The organism is Flagellimonas sp. L-11, assembly GCF_056857735.1.
The window spans coordinates 38,853-63,592 of the sequence record NZ_JBSXNR010000056.1; the positions used below are offsets into that span (position 1 = coordinate 38,853).

The 24,740-nt window shown below is 42.1% G+C and carries 18 protein-coding genes and 1 tRNA gene; 9 read left to right on the forward strand and 10 right to left on the reverse strand.

All coding sequences use genetic code 11. The features are described 5' to 3' along the window. Window positions 1-153: 153 nt before the first annotated feature. Together AC13CC_RS08790 and AC13CC_RS08795 are read left to right on the forward strand one after the other, a co-directional pair. On the forward strand, window positions 154-714 hold the full coding sequence (locus AC13CC_RS08790; protein WP_482875878.1) for a hypothetical protein: 561 nt from the start codon (window positions 154-156) through the stop codon (window positions 712-714). Window positions 715-894: 180 nt separating this feature from the next. Beyond that, entirely contained in the window at window positions 895-2,184 is a 1,290-nt protein-coding gene (locus tag AC13CC_RS08795; protein ID WP_482875876.1) for a DnaJ domain-containing protein, read from the forward strand. 194 nt (window positions 2,185-2,378) lie between these two features. Here the strand turns inward: AC13CC_RS08795 and AC13CC_RS08800 are convergent. Further along, a tRNA-Met gene (locus tag AC13CC_RS08800) sits at window positions 2,379-2,451 on the reverse strand. Between the two features lie 220 nt (window positions 2,452-2,671). Here AC13CC_RS08800 and AC13CC_RS08805 point away from each other — a divergent pair. After that, window positions 2,672-4,036: an amino acid carrier protein gene (locus AC13CC_RS08805; RefSeq protein ID WP_293169314.1), complete on the forward strand. Its 1,365-nt coding sequence runs from the start codon at window positions 2,672-2,674 to the stop codon at window positions 4,034-4,036. Further along, window positions 4,026-4,907, forward strand: coding sequence for a GTPase Era (era, locus tag AC13CC_RS08810; RefSeq protein ID WP_482875910.1), 882 nt, complete (start codon window positions 4,026-4,028; stop codon window positions 4,905-4,907). Before AC13CC_RS08805 ends, era begins: the two co-directional genes overlap by 11 nt. On the opposite strand, the gene AC13CC_RS08815 is transcribed toward era, so the two are convergent. Then, window positions 4,904-5,419, reverse strand: a complete 516-nt coding sequence (locus AC13CC_RS08815) for a GTP-binding protein (RefSeq protein WP_482875875.1) — start codon at window positions 5,417-5,419, stop codon at window positions 4,904-4,906. The two genes, era and AC13CC_RS08815, sit on opposite strands and share 4 nt — an antisense overlap. A 76-nt stretch (window positions 5,420-5,495) precedes the next feature. On the opposite strand from AC13CC_RS08815, the gene der reads away from it, so the two are divergent. Next, window positions 5,496-6,797: a ribosome biogenesis GTPase Der gene (gene der / locus AC13CC_RS08820; RefSeq protein WP_482875874.1), complete on the forward strand. Its 1,302-nt coding sequence runs from the start codon at window positions 5,496-5,498 to the stop codon at window positions 6,795-6,797. Here der and pbpC read toward each other — a convergent pair whose 3' ends face one another. The 8 genes from pbpC to AC13CC_RS08860 form a co-directional block, all read right to left on the reverse strand. Next, window positions 6,798-9,170 (reverse strand): penicillin-binding protein 1C, encoded by a 2,373-nt coding sequence (gene pbpC, locus AC13CC_RS08825; protein ID WP_482875873.1) that lies wholly within the window; start codon window positions 9,168-9,170, stop codon window positions 6,798-6,800. A 10-nt stretch (window positions 9,171-9,180) separates the two neighbouring features. After that, on the reverse strand, window positions 9,181-14,742 hold the full coding sequence (locus tag AC13CC_RS08830) for an alpha-2-macroglobulin family protein (RefSeq protein ID WP_482875872.1): 5,562 nt from the start codon (window positions 14,740-14,742) through the stop codon (window positions 9,181-9,183). A 148-nt stretch (window positions 14,743-14,890) separates the two neighbouring features. Beyond that, window positions 14,891-15,373: a hypothetical protein gene (locus tag AC13CC_RS08835; protein ID WP_326279294.1), complete on the reverse strand. Its 483-nt coding sequence runs from the start codon at window positions 15,371-15,373 to the stop codon at window positions 14,891-14,893. 54 nt (window positions 15,374-15,427) lie between these two features. Beyond that, on the reverse strand, window positions 15,428-16,216 hold the full coding sequence (locus AC13CC_RS08840) for a TPM domain-containing protein (protein WP_482875870.1): 789 nt from the start codon (window positions 16,214-16,216) through the stop codon (window positions 15,428-15,430). Continuing rightward, a complete protein-coding gene (locus AC13CC_RS08845) occupies window positions 16,197-16,634 on the reverse strand; it encodes a TPM domain-containing protein (protein WP_482875869.1) in 438 nt (145 codons plus the stop codon). The genes AC13CC_RS08840 and AC13CC_RS08845 overlap by 20 nt, the downstream gene beginning before the upstream one ends. A gap of 3 nt (window positions 16,635-16,637) precedes the next feature. Beyond that, a complete protein-coding gene (locus AC13CC_RS08850; protein WP_482875868.1) occupies window positions 16,638-17,237 on the reverse strand; it encodes a LemA family protein in 600 nt (199 codons plus the stop codon). A 19-nt stretch (window positions 17,238-17,256) separates the two neighbouring features. Then, window positions 17,257-17,586, reverse strand: a complete 330-nt coding sequence (locus tag AC13CC_RS08855) for a MerR family transcriptional regulator (protein WP_293169330.1) — start codon at window positions 17,584-17,586, stop codon at window positions 17,257-17,259. Next, window positions 17,586-18,563: a M23 family metallopeptidase gene (locus AC13CC_RS08860; protein ID WP_293169332.1), complete on the reverse strand. Its 978-nt coding sequence runs from the start codon at window positions 18,561-18,563 to the stop codon at window positions 17,586-17,588. Before AC13CC_RS08860 ends, AC13CC_RS08855 begins: the two co-directional genes overlap by 1 nt. A 104-nt stretch (window positions 18,564-18,667) precedes the next feature. Here AC13CC_RS08860 and alaS point away from each other — a divergent pair, with 104 nt between their 5' ends. The 4 genes from alaS to AC13CC_RS08880 all read left to right on the forward strand — a co-directional run bounded on the left by alaS (window position 18,668) and on the right by AC13CC_RS08880 (window position 24,607). Next, entirely contained in the window at window positions 18,668-21,280 is a 2,613-nt protein-coding gene (gene alaS, locus AC13CC_RS08865; protein ID WP_482875867.1) for an alanine--tRNA ligase, read from the forward strand. 95 nt (window positions 21,281-21,375) lie between these two features. Then, a complete protein-coding gene (locus AC13CC_RS08870) occupies window positions 21,376-22,323 on the forward strand; it encodes a GSCFA domain-containing protein (RefSeq protein ID WP_482875866.1) in 948 nt (315 codons plus the stop codon). Next, on the forward strand, window positions 22,324-22,938 hold the full coding sequence (locus AC13CC_RS08875) for a DUF4230 domain-containing protein (protein WP_482875864.1): 615 nt from the start codon (window positions 22,324-22,326) through the stop codon (window positions 22,936-22,938). It begins immediately after the preceding gene. 55 nt (window positions 22,939-22,993) lie between these two features. Further along, a complete protein-coding gene (locus tag AC13CC_RS08880; protein ID WP_482875862.1) occupies window positions 22,994-24,607 on the forward strand; it encodes a M61 metallopeptidase family protein in 1,614 nt (537 codons plus the stop codon). The last annotated feature ends 133 nt before the right edge of the window (window positions 24,608-24,740 follow it).

Below are 24,740 nucleotides of genomic sequence, written 5' to 3' on the forward strand. Positions count from 1 at the left end.
ATAAAACATAGGGAGGACAGTGGTTTTCGCAAGTTTTCGGCACTTAGCAAGCTTTGTCTCGATGGACAGGCACGCAGCTCCGAAATGCCCTACGTTTCATACCCGTGACCGTAAGGTGTAATTAAAAAATGTTCTGCAAATCGAAATATTAATATGGATTTTATAAAAGAAAACTGGGATTGGATTGTTGAGAATATTTGGAAAGTAGTTTCAACAGCAACGCTCTTTTTTGCTGGAGGTTGGGGTATTGCAACTTTATTTTATAAAGAGAGAATAGAAATATTAAAAGAAAGAGGAAAACAAAATAAAGAAAGTACTTCAGATGATGTTGTAGATGAGTTTAAATATCCTGAAATGGGGAAAAATGGTAGAAATATACTTGCAAATTCAGTATTAAGTATCAAGAGAGGTGAAAAAGTTTCCTTAAAAGCAATTATTCCTAAGAATGAAAAATTACTAATAGAATTAAAAGGACCAAAAATAGCACATAAACAAGATAATGATGCATCATGGATTTTTTCGATTGGAAGAATAAGAAATTGGACTGTGAAAACATATGAACCTGAAAATGGCGGAAGACAGGAATTCGATGCAGAATCCGGTACTGCGGATATGGAACTAGAATTTCAAAGAGTAGGGGAAGTAATAATTTCTGTTTTTGAAGGAGATAAACGATCGAAAACTTGGTCAAAACAAATAACCATAAGAAACTGAAAATAAAAAACCACACCAAATAAGACAAAGTTGGCTATAAGTAATTGCTTGTTCCCGCCTACGTTTGAAAATCCTCGCAGATTTTCAATTTGGTGTGTACTCGCTAAACTTAACGCTAAACCACGCAACTACTCATAGCCCATTGTACTACATTATCAATAACGGCATTTCTAACTAAGAATGAAAAACCATTATCAAACTTTAGGACTAAAAAGTAACGCATCCCAAGAGGAAATAAAGAAAGCCTACAGAAAACTGGCAATCAAATTTCATCCTGATAAAAATGTTGGAGATAATTTCTTCGACGAAATGTTTCGGGAAATAAAAAAAGCTTATGATATTTTGTCGAATCCAAGTCTAAAAAGAGAATATGATATAAAATATAATAAATATTTAAGGAACTCAACAGAAAGAACTAATACAACCTACCAACAAACGAGAACAGAAAGAAATCAACAATCTTATAGACCACAGCAAAAAAGAAGTTTGTTTGACCGAATAAAAAGCCTAAATCCTAAAAATATCTTTTTTAGGAAAATAGAATATTACAAAAAATCAAAAATAAGGGAAAAAATTTGGTTCATATTTCAATCAGTAATGCTTTTGTTATTGATAATTGGAATGTATCAATATGGATTCATTGGATTTATTGCTGTTTTTGGCTTTTATTTTTTCGTTCATATTTTTTTCAAAACTATAAGAGAAATAAACAGTGTAGATTTTGGGTCTGGTATATTTGGTCTTTTATTATCCCCAATTGTAGCGTTACTAATTTTGGGGGGAACTTTAGACTATTTTGGATTTAATCCACTTAATCCAGTTAAGACTAAAAAAAATTCAGAAATAGAATATAAACCATACATATACGAAAAAGAAAAACCAATCAAATCAAACAGAACTCACGAATTAACCGAAACTGAAAAAAGGATTAAAGAAATGCGTGAACAACAAGCGGAATTTGAAAAAGTCCTTTCTGAAAGTAAGTCAGTTATTGAAGAAATTACTAAATCATCAAGTAAATACAGAGGAAATCAACTTAAAAATGGGATTTCGCCTTTAGATGCCTGTTTTGGGAAAGGTGTTTATTCGCAAAACGCTTGGTTGAAATTTGACAATAGTAACAGAACAGATGCGGTTGTTTGTTTAGTAAGAACTTTCGACAATAAGACCATTAGGAATGAATATATCAGAGCAGGTGCAACTTTTGAAATGAGTAAAATTCCAAGTGGGACTTATTATATGAAAGTATACTATGGAAATGACTGGAATCCAAACAAAAAGAATTTCTGTGGAACTAATGGAGCTTTTGAAAGAAATGTAAGTTTTAGCAAATCCGATAAGATTGGTGACCATATAATAATTGAGAATACAAAAGCAAGTTATACTACAGGGACTATAACTTTATACCCAGTTGAAAATGGAAATATGAGTACCGAGAATATAAATGAAAAGGACTTTTTTGAAAACTAAACGATTAAAATAACGTGGTACAACAAAGAACAGAGTTTAGGGAAGGCTACAAATTTCTTATCCCCAAATTCATAATGCACTAAAAAACATCAAATTTTTTGAAAAAAAACAAAAAAGTTTCGATTCTGTACCTATTCTGTACCCATGGCAAAAAAGAAAGGCCCCCGATTTCTCGGAAGCCTTGTCTTTGCTAGTAGCGGGGACTGGACTCGAACCAGCGACCTTCGGGTTATGAGCCCGACGAGCTACCTACTGCTCTACCCCGCGATATATGTTGTTTGTTTCTTTTAGAAACTTGGTTTTCAATAAAAATGCTCAGTTTGTGTAGGTACCCTGCCCTGAGCTTTGTCGAAGGGTACTGCTCTACCCCGCGATGTGGACGGCAAATATACAACGGTTTTTACATCATTTCCAAACTTAAACCCAATATTCCTTTTTCCTTAACGTCAATCCCGCCCAAAATCCATAAATTCGGCCTTTTTACCTTATGGACAAGATTAACGATTTTATATCCTCACTTTTGCCCTACACCGAGTGGCCTATGTTCATTCTTCTTATTGGAGGTGGGCTATTTTTGGCGTTTTATTCCAAATTTGCTCCTTTTCGCCATTTTGGTCATGCCATTGCGGTGGTTTCTGGCAAGTACGACGATAAAAATGCAAAAGGTGATGTTAGTTCGTTTCAGGCACTATCCGCAGCTGTTGCGGCCACTGTTGGACTGGGAAATATATCGGGAGTGGCCATTGCCATTCACGATGGAGGACCAGGTGTGGTGTTTTGGATTTGGATGACTGCCCTTTTGGGTATGGGAATCAAATTTTATTCCGGTAGTTTGGCCATTATGTACCGCGGCACAGATTCCGAAGGAAAAATGCAGGGCGGCCCCATGTTCTACATTACACAAGGAATGGGAAAATGGGCAAAGCCCATGGCCATTTTTTTTAGTGTCTGCGGATTGTTCGGATTTTTGGGGGTTTTTACCGCCAATCAGTTTACCGAGGCCTTTATGGGCGTGGTTGAACCTCACGAAACGATTTGGGCGACCAGCGAGTATAATTGGAAACTCGGAATTGGTTTTTTCTTGGCGATAATTACATCCATTGTAATTTTTGGTGGACTTTCTAAGATTGCCAAAGTAGCATCCGCCATTGTTCCATTTATGGTAGGGATTTACCTGTTGGCGGTCATTTTTGTGATGGCAAGTCACGCAGGTGAAGTTTGGCCAGCGCTAAAAATGATATTGGTCGAAGCCTGGAACTTCGACACCATGGTTACAGGAGGATTCTGGGGCTTGGTGATTGTTGGGGTCCGTAGAGCTATGTTCTCCAACGAAGCAGGTTTGGGTAGTGCACCCATGTACCACGGACAATCCCGAAATGATGAACCTGCCAAAGAAGGGCTTGTGGCGATGTTGGGCCCGTTCATTGATACGATTTTAGTATGTACCTTTACCGCCGTAGTCATTATTTTGAGTGGTGCTTACCTAGAGGATGGTAGCGGAATCACAATGACAATGTCCGCTTTTGAAACAACCCTTTATGGCATCGGAGATATACTGCTGATGGTGATTGTGGCCGCATTTGCATTGTCAACATTGTTCACGTATTCCTACTATGGAGTAAAGAGCTTGTCATTTTTGACGAATGCAAAAATCGGAAAATGGTATAATGTGTTTTTTATCATTATGATAGTTTTTGCTGCAATAGCATCATTAAAATTGGTAAAAAACCTGATAGACCTCTCTTATGCACTCATGGTTATACCCAATATGATCGCTGTGTTGTATCTTTCACCAAAGGTGAACGCAGCATCCAAACAATATTTTGAAAAAAGAAAGAAAGGTGGCGCATAAAGCAGGATTTGTAAATATTATAGGTAATCCCAATGTGGGTAAATCTACATTGATGAATGCCTTTGTGGGTGAGAAACTTTCCATTATCACCTCCAAGGCACAGACCACCCGTCACCGTATTTTGGGCATCGTGAATGGAGATGATTTCCAACTGATTCTCTCCGACACCCCAGGAATCATAAAACCCGCATACGAGCTGCAAAGCTCCATGATGGATTTTGTCAAATCCGCTTTTGAGGACGCCGATGTGCTGTTGTACATGGTGGAAATTGGGGAAAAAGCCCTCAAGGACGAATCTTTCTTCAAAAAAATACAGAACAGCAAGATTCCCGTTTTGTTGCTCCTCAATAAAATTGACAAATCTGATCAGGAAAAGTTGGAAGAACAAATGCAATATTGGCAAGAACAACTGCCCAATGCAGAAATTCATCCCATATCCGCTTTGGAAAACTTTAATGTTACCGAAGTGTTCAACCGTATTTTGGAACTCTTGCCAGAAGCACCTCCATTTTATCCAAAAGATCAAATCACGGACAAGCCCGAACGCTTTTTTGTGAACGAGACCATTCGTGAAAAAATCTTGCTATACTATAAAAAGGAAATTCCTTATTCCGTGGAGGTAGAGACCGAAGAGTTTTTGGAAGATGAGGATATTATCCGTATTCGTTCCGTAATCATGGTGGAACGAGATACCCAAAAAGGAATCATCATAGGGCACAAGGGCGCTGCAATTAAAAAAGTGGGGGTGGAAGCCCGCAAAGACCTCGAAAAATTCTTTGCCAAGCAGGTTCACATCGAACTCTATGTAAAAGTGAACAAGAACTGGCGCAGCAATTCCCAGCAGCTCAGGCGTTTCGGGTACAACGGCTAAGGTTCGTCGTTAATTCTTTCAAAAGGAGCAATGGTGTCCCTGACAAATTGTTTCAACTGGTCCATTTGTGGTTTCCCTTTGGCTCTTCCCAAACGGCCAAAGGCATAAAGTGAGAACCAAATCACTACCAAAAAGAACATACCCACCAACCAAAGGGTAATATCCTTGCCCAAGGAATAATTGGAATAGGCAAAAATCCCCATGATGATAAAAATGGTGCCCACACCAAAATGGAGGAACATAAAAAAGGTCCAAAGCGTGGGATTGGGTCCAAAGACGCCACGAATATTGCTCACACCTTCTTCGTACGACGAAAGTTCCATATGAAGTTGCGGTGTCCAAAAGGTAGTTTCCGCTTTTTTGAACTTGACAAAAATATGCTCATCCATCCTTTTGATCAAAAAAGGACTACCCGAAGCATCATCAAAAATTGACTCCAATTGTTCTAAATTTGCCCTTAGGGAGACACGAAAACGGGGGCGTAAAACTATCTCGTTGGTCAAGTCGCTCATAATCATTTGAAAATGATGAAAAAAGGTATCATTTTTTCTTCATAATAAATGGTACTTTTGCCAAAAATTAAACCTGATGGGAGCTATCGTAGCCATTGTAGGAAGACCCAATGTTGGGAAGTCCACTTTTTTCAACCGACTTATTCAACGCCGTGAGGCGATTGTGGATGCCGTAAGCGGTGTAACACGTGACCGTCATTACGGTAAAAGTGACTGGAACGGCAAAGAGTTTTCCGTGATCGATACCGGTGGTTACGTCTTGGGTAGCGACGATGTTTTCGAAAAGGAAATCGATAAACAAGTAGAGTTGGCCATCGATGAGGCCGATGCCATCATTTTTATGGTTGACGTGGAGTCCGGCGTAACCGGAATGGATGAAGATGTGGCCAAGCTACTTCGCAGGGTGGACAAACCCACATTTTTGGCCGTAAATAAGGTGGACAATACGCAACGTATGGCCGATGCCGTGGAGTTCTATTCCTTGGGACTGGGTGAATACTATCCCTTGTCAAGCATCAATGGTAGCGGTACAGGAGAATTGTTGGATGCCTTGGTGAAAGTGCTTCCCGATGATGTGGAAGAAGAAAGCGAATTGCCTCGTTTTGCCGTGGTAGGTAGGCCCAATGCAGGAAAATCATCTTTTATCAACGCATTGATAGGCGAGGATAGGTATATTGTGACCGATATTGCCGGTACTACCCGCGATAGTATCGATACCAAATACAATCGTTTTGGATTTGAGTTTAATTTGGTGGATACGGCAGGTATCCGAAGAAAATCCAAAGTAAAGGAAGACTTGGAGTTTTATTCCGTCATGCGTTCCGTTCGTGCCATAGAACATTGCGATGTATGTATTTTGATGTTGGATGCCACCCGAGGTTTTGATGGACAAGTACAAAATATATTTTGGCTCGCACAGCGCAACAACAAGGGAATTGTGATTTTGGTGAACAAATGGGATTTAGTCGAAAAAGAGACCAATTCGGTAAAGGAGTATACTGCCAAAATAAAAGAAGTGATTTCCCCTTTTGAAGATGTACCCATTCTTTTTGTTTCTGTTCTAAACAAACAACGTATCTACAAAGCCATCGAAACCGCAGTGGATGTTTACAAAAACCGTTCGAAACGTATTCCCACCCGAAAGTTGAACGACGTGATGCTTCCCATCATTGAAAAAACACCACCACCATCTACCAAAGGGAAGTATGTAAAGATCAAGTTCTGTACCCAATTGCCCACACCATATCCGCAATTTGCCTTTTTCTGTAACTTGCCGCAATATGTGAAGGACCCCTACAAAAGATTTTTGGAGAACAAAATCAGGGAGAATTTCGATTTTACCGGAGTTCCAATGACCATTTTTATGCGGAAGAAATAATTATTCCCCCGAAGCTGAGCGAACTTCCACTTCCTGTTGAATCCGGTTACCTTGATTATCCACGGCCGTGAGCATATATTCTCCGGCTTCAATGGGTAGAATCAGTTCATGGAAATTTTCCGTCTTGCCGATGAATAATTCATCCAAATACCAATAAATGATGGTGTTGGATTGTTGATGGGCCAGTTTGAGAATGATTTCCATACTTTTTTCGCCCAAATCCTTTGGGAGTAGTACGGTTTCATTTCTTTTTGGGTAAATGAACTCCATCAAATTGTTTTCCAAAGCAGAACAACCTTCCAAATAAGGGGGCAAAGGTTTGTAATTGGGATTGGAAGATGTATAATAATATTCCAAAATAGGAGGGAGCACCAACCAATTCTTGGCGACCATATCTTCCAAAGGATAACATTCCGAGTTCACCCTAAACCGTTCGGAGGCATCCAAAAACACTTGCTGATGATAGGGGCATGGGCCACTTCGGGTACCGTGTGTGGGCACCCACTCTTTTTTGATGTCATCACAATACACCGAGGCTCTATATCCGCTTTCGGCACAAACCTCTAATTCAACAAGATCATCAAACGGTTCTTGGAACCAACCGCTAGCTGGAAGTGCATCCAACACATCAAAAAGTAATGGAGCGGCTGCGCTGATGCCCGTAAGCCCGGGTCGGCCCTCGCCATCAGCATTGCCCGCCCAAACACCAATGGCATATTTTGGCGTAACCCCTACGGCCCAAGCATCCTTAAAACCAAAACTCGTCCCGGTTTTCCATGCAATGGGCTGGGAGGAATCAAAAAACTGCCAATTTTCATCGCCTTCAGGTCGGTTAACCTCATACATGGACTGGAATGTGCTATAAATGGCCCCTGCACCATAAACCAAGGGTGCAAACTGTTCTTCCCCAAAATCTTTGGTCTCGTTTTGCAAATAGCTAGCCTCAGTAAATTCTTGGTTCCTGTAGGTACTGGAATGGGTCAGAAAATAGTTTAGACTGGAAGCCATCGAAGCATAAGTGGAAGTCACTTCCCAAAGGGAACTCTCGGCACCACCAAGAATCAACGATAGCCCATAATAGGAAGCGGGCTTGTCCAACGATTCCATTTCCATTTTTTGGAGTTTGTTGTAGAATTTTTGAAGCCCGTATTCCCGCAACAATCTAACCGCGGGTACATTCAACGAACGGGAAAGCGCTTTACTCGCAGGCACGGCACCTACATGTTTCAAATTAAAATTTTGAGGGTTGTATCCGTTGATTACCGTTGGAACATCTTCCACCAAACTGTTTGGGAGTAATTGTCCTTCATCCAACAATGAAGCAAACAAAAAGGGTTTTAAGGTACTGCCCGTACTTCTTTTTTTAGTGATGATGTCCACATAATTGGCGTGTGTCTCATCCGAAGGAGAATTTCCTACATACCCAAGCACTTTTCGGGTTTCCACATCAAGCACTAAAATGGCCAAGTTGTGTATTTCGTTGCTTTGCAATTGTCGATAATGTCGTTCTGCTAAAAGATTCAATCGTTGCTGCAATGGTCTTTGAATCGAAGTAGTCACACGTTTGCCCGGATGTTCGCTTCGGATACGCTCGGTAAGATGAGGTGCCAAATCGGGCAGAGGAAAAGGTTTTTGCGGAAGCGGTTCGGCAATGGCCAATTCGTAAGTAGTTTGGTCGATGATTTCTTTGTCCCACAATTTTTTCAATAATCGGTTTCGTTTGTCCAGAAACGTTTGTTCATTTCTTCCGGGGAAAATCAATGCCGGGGCATTGGGTAAAACCGCCAGGGCAGCCGATTGCCCCCAGCTCAATTCGTGGGCAGGAATTCCAAAATAACGCCACGCAGCCGTCTCCAAACCCACCACATTGCCCCCGTAGGGTGTGTGGGAGGCGTAGCGTGTTAAAATTTCCTCTTTCGAGTACCGAAATTCCAGCCGAGTGGCCATAAATACTTCGATGAGTTTTTCCCAATAGGTTCTGCTTTGATTTTTTCTGCTCAAACGGATGACCTGTTGCGTGATGGTACTGCCGCCCCTTCGGGTTTCTTTGGTGAGGTTGTGCCCAATGGCCTTGATAATGGAAATTGGGTTAAACCCGGGGTGACTATAAAAATACTCGTCTTCAAACAGTAAAATACTCTGCTTGAAGCGTTCCGGAACAGAGTCCATTTGCGGGAACCGCCATTGACCATCATCAGCAATGCGAGCACCGATCAGGGAGCCTTCCGAACTGTCCACAACAGTTGAAGTAGGGTCTTCGAACAGATTTTTTGGCAAACAGAACAGCCATAAAATCAATACAATGGACAAAAGGGCAACCTTGATTCGATGTTTTAAAACGGTTTTTTTTAGGGCTGATAAAAAAAACTTCATCCACACCAAACTATTGAACAACTTTGACCCAATTGCCCTTGTTTCTAGCATAATAAGTGTTATCGTACATGGCTTCTACCTGTGCTCCGGGCAAATAGTATTCCCCCAAAAACGAAGCGTTCAGTTTTATGGTGAACGTTTTCGACTTTCTGCTATCAATATCAAAATACAAATGGGTGCGGTCGTCCCGAGTATCCACATAATCCGCTTTTGAAGCATTAGTGTTGCTGCCTCCAGCAAATGAAGTGTCCACAATTTCCCATCCGCTGGGCACGATATGGGTAAGTGCTACATTATCGATATAATCATCCGAACCATTAAATATTATAATCTGAGCTTGAAACTCTGTTCCCTGTTTCAGTTCATCCACATTGATGGAATTGCCAAGGGGGTCTTGGTAATTGACCGACAATCTTAGGTTTTGTTGCTGGGCCAATTCCTCGCCAACTGGTAATTTGCCAGTTTGGGTAAGGGTGGCATAAATGGTATTACCTTGATTGTTTTTCACCTTAATCTCCTCTTTGAACGAGCTAATTGCAAGTTCTCTTTGTGCAATGGCCCTATCCGTTTTTACTGCAACCTCTTTTCCATTGTTGGTAAAATTAATATCGATGGACCTACCGCCATTCTTCATCACCATTTTGGACATGGCCAAGAGGGCAAAAGCAGTTTCTTGGGTGCTGTACCATCTTTGAGACGACAAGTTTTTGGCCAAGGAAACGGCCAATTCCCTTTGTTGCGCGTCGCCCAAAATCACCATAGTTTCCAACGCCATGGCCCTGTTTCGGAATACGGAACCATAGGTTCTGTAATTGTAATTGTTGGGAGTAAAATTAATATTGGCCTTTTGTGCAATGGCTTGGGCCACCTCTTTTTTACCTACTAAGGCATACGCCGCTGCCAATCTCCATTTGGCCTCGTTGCTGAGGTTTTCGGTTTCCCGTAAACGGTTCATGGCGGCCAGTTCGGGCTGTTGCGCCAAGGCTAGCGTGTACAGTCGATAGGCCTGCGAAACATCGTCGTTATATCTTGTACTTTGGTTGCTCCATTGGCGCGCTGCATTTTTTTGAAAGCGTAGCCAATTGCTGAGGAACGTCAACGGTAACTGATACCCTTCTTTTTTGGCTTCCAACATAAAATGTCCCGCGTAGGAAGTACCCCAATCATCGGCATGGCCATAACCGGGCCAGTAGCTCAGTCCGCCATTGGGAATCTGGAAATCGCCTAATCTATCAATGGCAGCCTTGATATTTTTCTCGATGTCCTTCTTTTTGTCAAAAGTAATGTCCAGCACATTTCCCAAGAACAATTGTGGAAATGCTGCGGAGGTGGTTTGTTCCACGCATCCGTGGGGATAACGCAACAAGTAATCCATCCGTTTGGAAAAATCCATGGGCGGAAGCGTGGAGAACTCGATAAATGCTTCGTTGGTGCCCGATGTGCCAAAAGTTTCCATCGAAATGGTCTGTGAACCATTGGCATCCAAAGTGTACAATTCACTTTTTGTGGTGATGGGGTTCGGGTTTTCCACATCAATTTCGGTTTCGTTACTGGCACTTTCCCCAGCTCCCGAAGCGGTAACTTTTATGGTTTGGAACGATGAAGTTGGGTTCACTTTAAAATCAAAATTCACGATTTGCTCCCCAACGGCATTAAAAGTGATATTTTTTGATGTTCCGTTGATGGGCTCCAAAGCCTTTCCGGCAGCAATGGTAACTTTTACATTTTTTACCTTGGGTTCCATGGCAAAAACGGTCACTGGGATGGTTACTTTTTCACCAGGGGATAATTTTCGTGGAATGGAAGTCAAAACCATCAATGGTTTGCGCACTGGAGTTGTTTTTTCAGCATTTCCATAGGCACTGTTTGGGTTTCCGGCAACGACCATGGTTCTTACAGAGCCTACATAATTGGGCATATTGATGGTATGTGATGCTTTCTCTCCTGCCTTTAGGGTAAATGGACCCAAATAGGTGACTACAGGTTTAAATCGTTGAGCTTTTCGGTTTTTGGCACCAGCACCAATGCCGCCACCGCCAATAGCGTAAATATTATCGACACTCACGGAGTAAGCCCCCATTACATCATCAAAAATATCAAAGGTTTTAACACCCAAGGCTTGCCTTGAATAGAACGAGCTATGGATATCGGGCGTGCTAAAGCGGGTAAGGTCCAAAAGTCCCTCGTCCACCACGGCCAATGAATAGGTCATCGGTTTTTTACTGGTTTCAGAAACGGTGACCTTAAACGATTTTTCAGGCTCCAAAACATCGGGCATACTGATTTGTGGTTCCAAAAAGGTAGCTGGGTTTTCAACCAATAGCGGTACCACGCCATACAACCGTATGGGAAGATCGTTTTTTACTTGACTGTGGGGTTGCAACAAGGAGATGTTGACATAGGCGTTCGGGGCCATTTCGGCAGTTATTGGAATGGTTGCCTTGGTTTCTTTGGATGAGGTCTCAATCCATTGTTGTGATAGTACTTCGGTTCCATTTTCTATGCTTATCAAAGCACGTCCGCCTCTATCTGATGGGAAAGTGACCATAGCTTGTTCACCCAAGGTATATTTTTCCTTGTCGGTAGCGAAAATCAAAATTTTGGAGCTTTCTGCATCTGCGGATGCGGGCCTTCTCCACCAATTGCGGTAAAAATAGGCGGTACGGCCTGTGGCGTGTCCTGAGACTTCGTCAATAACACGAATCAAAAAACGACCTCCCTGCTCATCGGGAACATTGATATTGAAATTGCCCTTTCCTTTACTTCCGGTCGTAATCTCCATTTCCTTGAAAGGACGGTGTACAGTGGCATTTTCATAGCGGGACAGATTGTCGTAACCTCGGTTCCACCACCAGCGCCATTCGATTTTGAATACTTGTACTTTTAGCTTTCTATTGGATGATGGATTTCCTTGGGCATCCACAGTGACCACATCAAAGGTGTTGTCATCATCCGTTAAGAAAGAGCCGTATTGTTTGGCCTCGGGGGAACGGAGTCCCACAAAATTTGAAAATGGGGCCAAATTCTTGGAGAATACATCAATGGAAAAATCACCTCCACCTTCAAAAACTTTGGTAGTGAAAGTTGCTTGCAACATTCCTGGTGCATTCCCATTAATCTCTATTTTTTTGTTGATGTCCAGCTCACCATTGGCATCCAACTTGGATGAAATCCACTGCAATTCGGTCTCATTGAAATCACGTGCAGGGTCTTGGAAAATGTAATCTTTATATTTTGGAAAGGCCATTGAAGCTTGCTTCAAAGTGGCATTGATGTCAATTTTCAGGTTTCGGGCAGGGGCACCGTGCAGCCATTTTACGCTTGCCTTGCCTCGATTGAAGGAATTGGCTTCCAGTACTTCGTCATCAAAAGCAAAATCCACTTTTAATCGGTTGGGCTTTACCGTGGCCACCTTTAAGGTTTTACTGAATTGTGCACCTCCTACGATCACTTTGGCCGACCAATTTCCTGTTGGGGCGTTTGCTTCAGTTGGGATTGGGAAATAATAGAAATTCTTTTCTTTTTTAGTATATAAGCCATCAGAAACTGGGGTACTACCTTCTTTTAAAACATTCCGCTGTACCAATTTCCCGCGGGCATCGCTAACTTCCAAAGTAACCGGGTGCCCTTTGGGCAAAGGATTGGCGTTATCGTCCAGAACAAAGGTCAAATGTATGACATCACCGGGTCGGTGGACACCTCTTTCAGTATAGATGAACCCTTGCAATCCTTTTTGGAGCTGCTCGCCAGAAACATCGAACTTGCTGAGGGATAATGCGTTGCCATCTGCGAGTTTGGCGTAGGCGAAATTGTTGTTGTGCTCGGTCACGGCAAAGGCAATGCCCTTGTCGCTGTCATAAACGGATAGGCCTTTGGCATCGGTAGTGGTCTCGCCGATAAGTTGTTGTTGGAAATTATACAGCTTTATTTTGGCGTCCGCTACGGGTTGTGTGGTGAGCAAGTTGGTCACCGCAAAGTGGTGTGAGTGGTTGCTTCCTTTTTTAACGATTAGCCCCAAATCGCTTCCCAATAGGTTGGTGGCTGCAATTCTTTCGTAATTGTAGTAAGCGGAGTGACAAGGGTTGTCGCGTTCTTCCCAATTGTAGTTATAATTTCTGTAATTATAGATTTCGTTGTCCCAATAGCGTTCTTCTTCTGAGGCTTCATCAGAACTTTGTTCCAATGCATATTCGGTTTTTGATTCTTCGGTTTCTGCACCATTTCCACAATCATAAGTGGTATGCTCTTTCTTAAAACTGAACTCTACGCGATATAAAGAACCTGGGTGGACCTGAATCAATTCGGACAAATCCAACCCATGTGCCTGCCAATAGCTGGTGTTTTTGTTACCGTTTTTAGTTAGTGGGATTACTTTGTGTGCTACCCGGCGCCCTACGGGCCTAAAATCAGGATTATAATTTTCTGTGAGGTCATAATTTTGAAGGTATTGCAGTATGTTATTTTTATACACCTGGATTATCCGAACCTCGACGGCGGCAAGGTTGACCGTTTCAAAATAAATAGGTGTGGAAGCGGCATTGGGCAATATGGTTCCTTTGGAAATGAGGCGGACAGCAGGTTTTAATTGCTCAAAAGAGACCAGTTCGGAAAAGTTGTTCTTTAAAGTGAAGCCATACTCACTTTTAATACCTTGAAAGGCGTTGATGCGTACCTCGCCCATAATTCGGTTGGAGGGGTAAACATGCAGCACATTTCCATTGATTTCGTACCGAAGGCTTTCTGCGTTTTCAATGGTAACTAAACCATTCAGGTTTTGGTCTTGTTTTAAAGGTTCTGAAAAATTCAAGGTAAGTACGGCATTTGGGGCAGATGTTGTTTTGGCATCCACGATCACAAATTTGTTCTTTCCCGGAATGGGATAGGTTTCCGAACCCTCGTTATCAATATTGTAAGCTTTCCCCGTCCAATTTACGGTCAGTTCACTGTCTTTTGTTTTTCTGGAGATACTATCAATCTTAAAGCTGTAATATTGTGCATTGTCCGAAGTGTTGTCCCATTTTACGGGAATGTTCTTGTCTCCTTGTTGTACCGAAAGGACCGAGTTTATTTTTGATGCCTCCAGAATGTCCGAAGCATCCAATGTACCGGTAACATATTGCCAATCCTTACTATAAGACTGTAAATTGACCAGATTGATTTTAAAATTCGGTGCAATGGTCTTAAAACTGAAGGTGTAGGTTTTGAACTCGTTATCAATATCTTCAAAGAGTTTGTTCAGTTTCAGGTGGATAGTGTACTCCGTGTTGGGTTTTAAATATTCCGAGGGCTGGAATATGAGCTCCCTTCCGTTTTCAATCACTAAATCACCATTCACCTTTGGTGAAATATCCAAATATTCTGATGGTAACTCCTGAGTCAGTTCAAACTGCTCCAATTGTTGGGCCAAGGCAATGGTGATGGGTGTGGAAATGCTTTGGTTGCCATTGGTGTGATAACTTATGTAGTCTTTGAACTTAAAAAGGTTGTCGGTTTCGGAAACACCATCCTTTTTTTTGCAGGATGCAACAAGAATTAGTAGGGAAATTAGAAACGCTATGAATGACCGGGACATGAAAAAGGAGTGTTTTTAATTACTATTAGCAAGATAGTTAAAATTGAACATCAGAGCCATGTTACTTGATGGATAGTTGGATTGAATTTATGAATGAGGCCAAAGGCTCATAACAAAAAAACAGATCCAAGGTTTATGAGGTTATAACCTATGTACTGGAAATGTAGAAAGTAATGGAAAGCGGCAGAGCGCCATATTTTTCCAATGTGTGGTCATAGGGAATATTTGCCTCCACACCTTCTATTGAGGTATAGGGGCCGCAACATTCTCCTTGCCTAAAACTTGTGTTGAAACTTACAAATGATGACTCACCGTCTTTAATATTTATTGTGAACGATTTTTGACCGAATTCTTCGCTTGAAACCGGTACGACAATAACCATTCCTGTGATTGGGTATTGTTCTATAGAAAATGTAACGGTTTGGTTTTGTTCATTCAAAATTTGGATAGTTCCTGAATCCAAAGTTCCATTGGCTAGTAAATTCTCATCGTTTTCCAGGCTTAAAAACGTTAATCGGATGATGTCTTCACCAACAAAGCAATCCACTAAAGAACAATCTATTGAGTTGTCATCTGATTTACACGATAAAACGAATACTGAAATAAATAAAAGCAGTAGTTTTTTAGACATGAAGTCTTTTTTTAAAAAGATGAAGATATGCCGTTTTGGTTGCTTTGTTTTCGACTACCATCCACCGGAAGCACCGCCGCCTCCAAAGCCACCGCCACCGAAGCCGCCACTGAATCCACCTCCACCACCGAGGCTTCCGCTACCAAAACCACCTGAAGAACCTGAGCTGCGACCCATATTGCTGAGGATGATCATATCCCAAATGTCAAGTCCGCCGCCCCTGCGACCACCATTGCGACCACCACCTTTGTTTTTACGGCTCCATAAAATGATGATGATGATGATGAAGATGATGAAAGGAAAAAGGGCATCAATAGGGAATTTTTCACCACTCCCAAAGGTGCGGTCTTCGGTAAATTCGCCCGTAAGTACTTTAAAAATAGCATCGGAACCTTTGTCCAGACCACTATAATAATCCCCTTTTTTAAATTCTGGAATGATCACGGTTTCGATAATTCGTCTCGACATTAAATCGGTAAGACGGCCCTCTACACCATAACCGGTATTTATGGCAATCCTACGGTCGTCTTTGGCCAAAAGTACAAGGACCCCATTGTCCTTGTCCGCTTGTCCAATGCCCCATTTTTGTCCCCATTGTGCTCCTAAAAAATTAATGCTTTCACCTTCGGTGGAACTAATAATGGCAATGACAATCTGTGTGGAAGTACTATCGGAATATCGAACCAGCTTTTGCTTCAAGGTATTGCTCTGCGATGGGGATAGCAGGTTCACATAATCGTAAACGCTGGTTTGTTTTTGCGGTTTTTCGGGTATGGTAAACTGCCCCCAAGCAAGGGAAACGTATAAAAAAGCCAGAAATAAACTACCCTTTGGATATCGCATCGTTCAGTTCATTGGTGTCGTTATGGTTCCATGGAAAGTGGGCTTCCAGTTCTTTGCCTGCCATAAGGATTCCCTCAACGATACCTTGTTTAAAATCTCCTTTTTTAAAATGGGAAGCCATTACATCTTTGGTGGTGTCCCAAAAACCTTTGGGAACGGCCCGGTCGATACCTTGTCCGCCGTAGATCACAAACTTTTTATCGTCCACGGCCACATAAACAAGTACACCATTTCTTTCTTTGGTGTTGTCCATCTTAAGGAAGTGGAACACCTGTTGTGCCCGGCTAAAATGATCTATTTTGGTGGAGGCTTCAATATGTACCCGTATTTCACCAGAAGTATTTTTTTCGGCCTCAACAATGGCCTCAACAATTTCCTTTTCTTCCTCGGCGGTCAAAAACTCTTCTACGTGCGACATAATTTAATTGAATTCAAAATCCACTTCGGGAACATCTTCCGAACCGGCATCTGATTTAAAAAGGGCCATCGGTTCAAAATTGGCTATGCTGGCTACAATATTGGTTGGGATTTGCTGTATTTTAATATTGTATTCCCCGGCCAGATCGTTAAAACGGTTGCGTTCTACATTGATTCTATTCTCTGTACCTTCCAATTGGGACTGCAGTTCCAAAAAGTTCTGATTGGCCTTGATATCGGGATAGCGCTCCACGGTAACCAATAAACGGGATAGGGCGGAGGAAAGTCCTGTTTGGGCCTGTTGAAACTCTGCCAATTGTTCGGGGGTAATATTGTTGGCGTCAATACTGGTTGAGGTGGCTTTTGCCCTTGCTTCGATAACGGCCGTTAGGGTTTCCCGTTCGAAATCGGCGGCGCCTTGCACTGTTTTTACCAAGTTCCCGATCAAGTCGCTCCTACGTTGGTAAGAACTCTCCACATTGGCCCATTGCTTAGTGGCCTGTCCTTTCATGTCGACAAGCTTGTTGTTGGTGCTTACGTACCATCCTACAACGATTACCCCTAAAATCCCGAGGGCAATAATGGCTATAATACCTTTCTTCATTTTCTATTGGTTAAAGTGTTTATAGTTGTTCTTTTATTTTGAGGAGTTCTGCTTTTACTTTTTGTAATTTCTGAATCACCTCAAAGTTTGAAAGTGCTTTCTGTTTTTCTTCTTTTAAATGGATTTTGGCACCATCCAAAGTAAAACCTCGCTCTTTTACCAAATGGTAGATCAACTGAAGGTTTTGGATATCCTGCGGTGTAAACTTACGATTGCCCTTGGCATTTTTTTTGGGTTGGAGCACGTCAAACTCTTTTTCCCAAAAACGGATTAGGGAGGTGTTTACCCCAAAGGCCTTGGCCACTTCGCCAATGCCATAATATCGTTTTTCGGGTAGGTCTACGTGCATTAATCCAGTGATTGGTTCTCTTGATTGGCCAATCTGAGCATATTCTCAAATTCTTCCGTGGACAAACTTCCGTAGTAGAAGTTAATGGGGTTGATGCGTTCCCCATCCTTAAATATTTCGTAATGGACATGGGGTGCCTGAGAACGTCCCGTGCTACCAACAAAGCCGATAAGGTCTCCTCTCTTTACTTTTTGGCCAACAGTAACATTGTATTTGCTCATATGCCCGTATAGTGAGATGTAACCGTAGCCATGGTCGATTCGTACATGTTTTCCATAACCGGACGACCTATTGTCGGCACGTACCACTTTTCCATCACCGGAGGCATATATTGGAGTGCCTCGTGGAGCGGTAAAGTCCATGCCCCAATGCATTTTACGTGCTTTGGTAAAGGGGTCCGATCGCCAACCATAACCAGAGGCCATACGGGTAAGGTCTTCGTTGCTCACGGGCTGAATGGCCGGAATGGCCGCCAGTAATTTTTCCTTTTCTTCCGCTAATTTGGCAATTTCATCCAACGATTTGGATTGGATTACCATTTGTTTTTGGATAATGTCCAATCGTTTTACTGCATTGATGATGATTTCCGAATTGTTGAAGCCTTCAAGGTCTTTATAGCGGTTGACACCCCCAAAACCCGCTCTACGCTGTTCTTCGGGTATTGGGTTCGCTTCAAAATATAATCTGTAAATATTGTTGTCTCGATCTTCAATATTGGCCAAAACCTGTTCCATTTGGTCCATTTTCCTGTTCATGATATCAAACTGAAGTTCATAATTTCGAACCTCGCGTTCAAGGGAAAGTTCCTTGGGCGTATTTACCCATCGGGTGTTCAAAAGAATGATCAGTCCAAGGAAACCGAACAGTGCGGAGCCCAGCAAGAACAGGAAAATATTCCTGTACTTTTTGGATTTCTTCGGCTCAATCTTTCTGTACGAAAGGGTATCCGGATCGTAATAGTACTTTACTTTAGACATGAATGGATTTTATCCTATTTTTGCTCACTCATTTTAATCAGAACAAACAAATATAAAAATTGTTTTGCTTAAAGTGTTAAATTTAAGAAAACCCTAGGAATTCAATGACATCCCAAGAAGTTAGAAACCAGTTTTTAAGCTTTTTTAAAGAAAAGAACCACAAAATTGTGCCATCGGCGCCGATGGTGATGAAAGACGACCCTACCCTGATGTTCACCAATGCCGGTATGAACCAGTTTAAGGAGTACTTTTTGGGGAATTCCGTTCCAAAGAGCAAAAGATTGACCGATACCCAAAAATGTCTTCGGGTGAGCGGTAAGCACAACGACTTGGAAGAAGTTGGGAAGGATACCTACCACCACACCATGTTCGAAATGTTGGGGAATTGGAGTATTGGGGATTATTTTAAGAAGGAAGCTATTGCGTGGGCATGGGAATTGCTCACGGAGGTATTTAAAATTGATAAGGACAGTCTTTACGTTTCCGTTTTTGAAGGAAGTGAGGATGATGGATTGCCATTGGATCAAGAAGCTTACGATCTGTGGAAGGCAATTGTACCTGAGAATCGAATCATAAAAGGAAACAAAAAGGACAATTTCTGGGAAATGGGCGACCAAGGCCCCTGCGGACCATGCTCCGAAATCCATGTGGATATAAGACCCAAGGAAGAAAAACAAAAAGTTGATGGGGCTTCGCTCGTAAACCGGGACCATCCGCAAGTAGTGGAAATTTGGAACTTGGTTTTTATGCAGTTCAACCGTAAGGCGAATGGAAGTCTGGAACCCCTTCCCGAAAAGCACATTGATACCGGAATGGGCTTTGAACGCTTGTGCATGGTGCTTCAGGGCGTGCAATCCAATTACGATACCGATGTTTTTACCCCGCTGATTCGCGAAGTGGAAATCATTACAGGGAAAAAATATGGCAAGGATGAGCAAACCGATATCGCAATCCGTGTGGTGGCCGACCATGTGCGTGCCGTGGCATTTTCCATTGCCGATGGGCAATTGCCCAGCAATACAGGAGCAGGTTATGTAATCCGAAGAATATTACGCCGAGCTATTCGCTACGGATTCACCTTTTTGGACACCAACAAACCATTCATCTACAGATTGGTGAAGGTGTTGGGCGAACAAATGGGCAAAGCGTTCCCAGAGTTGAAGGAGCAATATCAACTGATCGAAAATGTAATCAAAGAAGAGGAAAGCTCATTTTTGAGCACCTTGGAACAAGGATTGGTGTTGTTGGATTCCGTGATAAAGTCCTCCAAGGATAAAACTATAGCAGGTACAAAGGCCTTTGAGCTGTACGACACTTTCGGGTTTCCCATAGATTTGACGGCACTGATTTTGGAGGAGAAAGGGTATCAACTGGACACGGAAGGGTTTGAAAAAGCCTTGAAGGCCCAAAAAGACCGCTCCCGGGCAGCTTCCGAAGTGTCCAAGGGCGATTGGAATGTTTTATTGACGGATGCTGAGCAAGAATTTATCGGTTACGATAGTCTCGAAGCCAATGTGAAACTGGTAAAGTATCGCAAAGTGACCAGTAAGAAAGAGGGAGGCCAATACCAGTTGGTGTTCAATCTTACCCCATTTTACCCCGAAGGAGGTGGTCAGGTTGGAGATAAAGGCTATTTGGAAGCTACTAATGGTGATGTCACTTATATCATTGACACCAAAAGGGAGAATAACGAGATTGTTCATTTTGCAAAATCGTTACCAAAAGAAGTTTCAGGAACTTTTAAAGCCATTGTGGACAAAAAGCAACGTTGGAGAACGGCTTGCAACCATACCGCTACGCACTTGCTACACCAAGCCCTGCGCGAAGTCTTGGGAGCCCATGTGGAGCAGAAAGGCTCTGCAGTGCATTCCAAATATTTACGATTTGATTTCTCTCACTTTTCAAAATTGACGGTGGAAGAGCTACGGAAAGTCGAAAATTTTGTCAATGCCCGTATTGATGGACACTTGCCTTTGGAAGAAAACCGCAATGTTCCCATGAAAGAAGCCATGGAGCAAGGCGCGATGGCACTTTTTGGTGAAAAATACGGTGATACGGTCCGTACCATCCGTTTTGGACAATCCATTGAACTTTGTGGAGGTACCCACGTAAAGAATACTGCCAACATCTGGCATTTCAAGATAGTTTCCGAAGGAGCTGTTGCCGCTGGAATTCGAAGAATTGAGGCCATTACTTCTGATGCTGTTAAAGAATTTTATTTCAACAACAATCGTATGCTCTTCGAGATCAAGGATATGTTGAAGAACTCGCAAGACCCTGTAAAATCGGTGGCCAGTTTGCAAGAAGAAAACCTTGCCCTTAAAAAACAAGTGGAGCAATTGTTGAAGGATAAGGCCAAAGGACTCAAAACCGAACTGATTTCAGAATTGGAAGAGGTAAATGGAATCCAATTCTTGGCCAAAAAAGTGGATTTGGATGCAGGTGGCATCAAAGATTTGGCTTTTGAAATGAGCGGTCAAGTGGATAACCTATTCCTATTACTGGCCTCTGAAAAAGACGGAAAAGCCGTTTTGTCCTGCTACATTTCCAAGGATTTGGTGGCAGAAAAAGGCCTGAATGCGGGAACCATTGTTCGCGAACTGGGCAAATACATCCAAGGTGGTGGTGGAGGACAGTCGTTCTTTGCCACTGCGGGAGGCAAAAACCCTGCTGGAATTCCCGAGGCACTGGATAAAGTGAAGGCTTATCTAAAATGATTTTCTTAGATTAAGGCCTGTCACATCGAGCGCAGTCGAGATGTGATGCTATGTCGTTCTCGACTGCTCTCGAACTGAAATTTGTAGCAAAGCCAATGGAATTACAGACCAAGATACCCTTACCGTCTAACGATAATCCCATCGATTACCATAGTGAAATGGTGCTTTTGGGTTCTTGTTTTGTGGAAAATATGGGTAATAAGTTGGACTATTTTAAGTTCCAGCTAATGCAAAACCCCTTTGGGATATTGTTTCACCCTTTGGTGATAGAAAATCTGGTTCAACGAGCTATTCAAGAAGAAACTTATCAGAAAGAAGATATTTTTGAACAAGATGGCATCTGGCGTTGTTTTGAAGCCCATTCCGATTTACGCTCCAAGGATTCAGGGGAATTATTGCAACTTCTCAACCAAAGGTTGACAGAAACCAAAATAGGGCTGGAAACTTCATCGCACATCATCATCACCCTCGGAACGGCTTGGGTGTATGAGCATCGGGATTCAAATAAAATAGTAGCCAATTGCCATAAGGTGCCCCAAAAGCAATTCACTAAAAAATTGTTGAGCGTAACCGAAATCGAGTCCAGTCTCAATAATTTGGTGGAAATGATTCAAAAAGTCAATCCAAAGGCACAAATCATCTTTACGATTTCTCCCGTTCGTCATTTAAAAGATGGATATGTAGCGAACCAGCAGAGCAAGGCGCATCTGTTTGCTGCCCTTCATCAAATAATAAAAGGACACAGTGTGTCCTACTTTCCATCCTATGAAATTATGATGGACGAGTTGCGCGACTACCGTTTTTACGGAAAAGATATGGTACACCCCAACGAACTGGCGGTCGATTATATATGGCAAAAATTCAAATCCGTTTGGATTGCTAAAGATGCTTACCCTATTATGGACGAGGTGGAAGCCGTTCAAAAGGGCTTGATGCACCGACCTTTTAACCCCGATTCCGAAGCGCATCAAAAGTTTAAAACATCGCTCCGCACAAAAATTACGTATCTTCAAGAAAGGCATTCTTTCATGAAATTTGATTAAATGAAAAAAGTTTTAGCAGGAGCAGTAATTGCCTTGGCCTCGGTTCTGATCTATAAATCGTGCACCGATGACCGAGAGCAAAAATCCATTCTTGAAGAAAACTCCATGCTCATTCAGCAGGAATTGCGAAACGTAGCCAAATTGGTGGTTTCCGAAGGGCATTTTGCCGAAGTCTACAATTACAAAGATTCCAAAGAACTGTTTGGGCCGTTGGTAACCGCCCACAAAAAGGCATTGGTTGTGGTAAATGCTAACGTTTCCATTGCCTATGATATGTCTAAAATAAACTACGAGTTGGACGAGGCGAATAAATTGCTGAAGATTACCCAAATTCCAGAGCCAGAGATAAAAATCAGTCCCGATTTTGAGTACTACGATGTTACCGCAGATTACTTGAACCCCTTCAACGCAGGGGATTACAATGCCATTAAGCGCAACGTGAATGCTTCCTTAATGAAGAAAATCGAAGCTTCCTCTTTGCGTTCCAATGCAGAAAACAGATTGGTCAGCGAACTGTCACGTATTTTAGTGCTCACCAATACCATGGGCTGGACCTTGGTCTATGAAAACACTCCTGTTGAAAATGCCGAACAGTTGAAAACTTTTTTGGATTAACCTGTCACATTTTGGGGTTTGATGCGTCTATAAGATACATCAATCAATCAGAACCATGTTTAAAAGAGTATTGCTAACCGCCCTTTTAGCCACTTTTCTATTTTCCTGTCAGCAAAACCCCGAATCAGATATCAGCTACACCATTGCACCCATAATGGGCGACAGTATTCCGCAGCTTAAAATTAAAATGATCTTGAAGGCCAGTCCCGATGGCGCCACCACGCTGTCTTTTCCGAATGATGTTTGGGGGCAGACCGACCTATATAATTCCTTGGGCAGCATGCAATTGTTGAATGTGGAGGGAGTGGTAGAAAAGGATTTGGATAGCGGTCGCATAGTTTTGATGCACCCCAAAGATGCAAAAGAACTTGAATTTGAGTATTTCCTGAAACAGGATTTTGATGATGACCTTTCAACGGATAAGGTTTATCGGCCCGTCATAAATAAACAGTATTTCCATGTGTTTTCGCATAATATGTTTATGGTGCCCGAAAACGCGGAGGATACATTGGGCATTTTTTTGGATTGGACCGACTTTCCAGAGGAATACACCATCCACAACAGTTTTGGGAGTCAAGAAAAAGAACAACTACTGGCAGATATGGACCTGGAACTTTTTGGGAATGCCATTTTTGTTGGGGGCGATTTTAGAATCTTCAACGGGGACATTCAAGGAAACAAAATTAGTTTGGCTACGCGAGGTGAATGGATTCCCTTTAAAGACGAAGATGTTTTTAAAGTACTGGAACAAACCCTGACCTATCAGCGTAATTTTTGGAATGATCACTCGCAAAAATATTTTACCGTGACTATGCAACCTTTTCCACAAGAAAATGGAAGCAGTTTTCAAGGCACAGGACTTACCAATTCTTTTGCCACCTCGGTTTCCAACAATGATCTAACGGATATTGGTCAAATGGTGTATTTGTTCAATCACGAGTTGATGCACAATTGGATTGGGCATGCCATAAAAAATGTAAATGAGGAGGAGCAATATTGGTTTAGTGAAGGGTTCACCGAATATTATACCTTCAAGAATATAGCGAAGAACAAAATCAACGGTTTGGATGGCACCTTTTTTATTACTGAAATGAATAGGACCATCCGCGATCTTTATGCTTCATCTGTTGGAGATGCGCCAAACTCCGAAATCAATTACGATAACTTTTGGACCAATTACGAATACTCCAAATTGCCTTATTGGAGAGGAGCCATTTTCGCCTTTTATTTGGATCAAAAAATTCAACAAAAAAGTGAAGACAAACAAAGTTTGGATGATGTAGTGCACCGGATTTATACAGATGCGACCTCCAAGGAACAAAAACTCACCCATGATTATTTTATTGGTGTGATGGATGCTTATTGGGATGGTGATTTTGAAGCTGTTTTCCAGAATCATATTGAGGAAGGGCAAAAAGTGGATTTGGTAGCCCTGTTTGATGAGCTCGACTTGGATTACAGTCCCAAAAGTGATATTTACGACCTCGGATTTGTATTTACCGAGGACAGAAAAAGAATACAAAGCGTAACTGAGGGCAGCAAAGCCTGGGAAGCTGGTATTCGAACAGGAGATGAGGTGTTTTCCCGCAGCATTTGGCAAGGTAATATTGAACACGAAGTGGAGCTGGGTTTAAGGAGAAACGGAGAGGAACTCAAAATTTCTTTTTAGGGACATTCAGGAGTAAGCCTGTTTTTTCATGAACATTAAACTAAATGCCACTGAACCATATTGGTTTTAGTGGCATTTTTCATTTATATGTTGTGCTCTTGATGCTTTTGAACGAAGATGCGTCCGTTTTCAA

Excerpts from the sequence above, each read along its gene's own strand:
- AC13CC_RS08790 (WP_482875878.1), top strand. The coding sequence starts at position 154 with ATGGATTTTATAAAAGAAAACTGGGATTGGATTGTTGAGAATATTTGG.
- AC13CC_RS08795 (WP_482875876.1), top strand. The coding sequence starts at position 895 with ATGAAAAACCATTATCAAACTTTAGGACTAAAAAGTAACGCATCCCAA.
- AC13CC_RS08805 (WP_293169314.1), top strand. The coding sequence starts at position 2,672 with ATGGACAAGATTAACGATTTTATATCCTCACTTTTGCCCTACACCGAG.
- AC13CC_RS08815 (WP_482875875.1), bottom strand. The coding sequence starts at position 5,419 with ATGAGCGACTTGACCAACGAGATAGTTTTACGCCCCCGTTTTCGTGTC.
- der (WP_482875874.1), top strand. The coding sequence starts at position 5,496 with ATGGGAGCTATCGTAGCCATTGTAGGAAGACCCAATGTTGGGAAGTCC.
- pbpC (WP_482875873.1), bottom strand. The coding sequence starts at position 9,170 with ATGAAGTTTTTTTTATCAGCCCTAAAAAAAACCGTTTTAAAACATCGA.
- AC13CC_RS08830 (WP_482875872.1), bottom strand. The coding sequence starts at position 14,742 with ATGTCCCGGTCATTCATAGCGTTTCTAATTTCCCTACTAATTCTTGTT.
- AC13CC_RS08835 (WP_326279294.1), bottom strand. The coding sequence starts at position 15,373 with ATGTCTAAAAAACTACTGCTTTTATTTATTTCAGTATTCGTTTTATCG.
- AC13CC_RS08840 (WP_482875870.1), bottom strand. The coding sequence starts at position 16,216 with ATGCGATATCCAAAGGGTAGTTTATTTCTGGCTTTTTTATACGTTTCC.
- AC13CC_RS08845 (WP_482875869.1), bottom strand. The coding sequence starts at position 16,634 with ATGTCGCACGTAGAAGAGTTTTTGACCGCCGAGGAAGAAAAGGAAATT.
- AC13CC_RS08850 (WP_482875868.1), bottom strand. The coding sequence starts at position 17,237 with ATGAAGAAAGGTATTATAGCCATTATTGCCCTCGGGATTTTAGGGGTA.
- AC13CC_RS08855 (WP_293169330.1), bottom strand. The coding sequence starts at position 17,586 with ATGCACGTAGACCTACCCGAAAAACGATATTATGGCATTGGCGAAGTG.
- AC13CC_RS08860 (WP_293169332.1), bottom strand. The coding sequence starts at position 18,563 with ATGTCTAAAGTAAAGTACTATTACGATCCGGATACCCTTTCGTACAGA.
- alaS (WP_482875867.1), top strand. The coding sequence starts at position 18,668 with ATGACATCCCAAGAAGTTAGAAACCAGTTTTTAAGCTTTTTTAAAGAA.
- AC13CC_RS08870 (WP_482875866.1), top strand. The coding sequence starts at position 21,376 with ATGGAATTACAGACCAAGATACCCTTACCGTCTAACGATAATCCCATC.
- AC13CC_RS08875 (WP_482875864.1), top strand. The coding sequence starts at position 22,324 with ATGAAAAAAGTTTTAGCAGGAGCAGTAATTGCCTTGGCCTCGGTTCTG.
- AC13CC_RS08880 (WP_482875862.1), top strand. The coding sequence starts at position 22,994 with ATGTTTAAAAGAGTATTGCTAACCGCCCTTTTAGCCACTTTTCTATTT.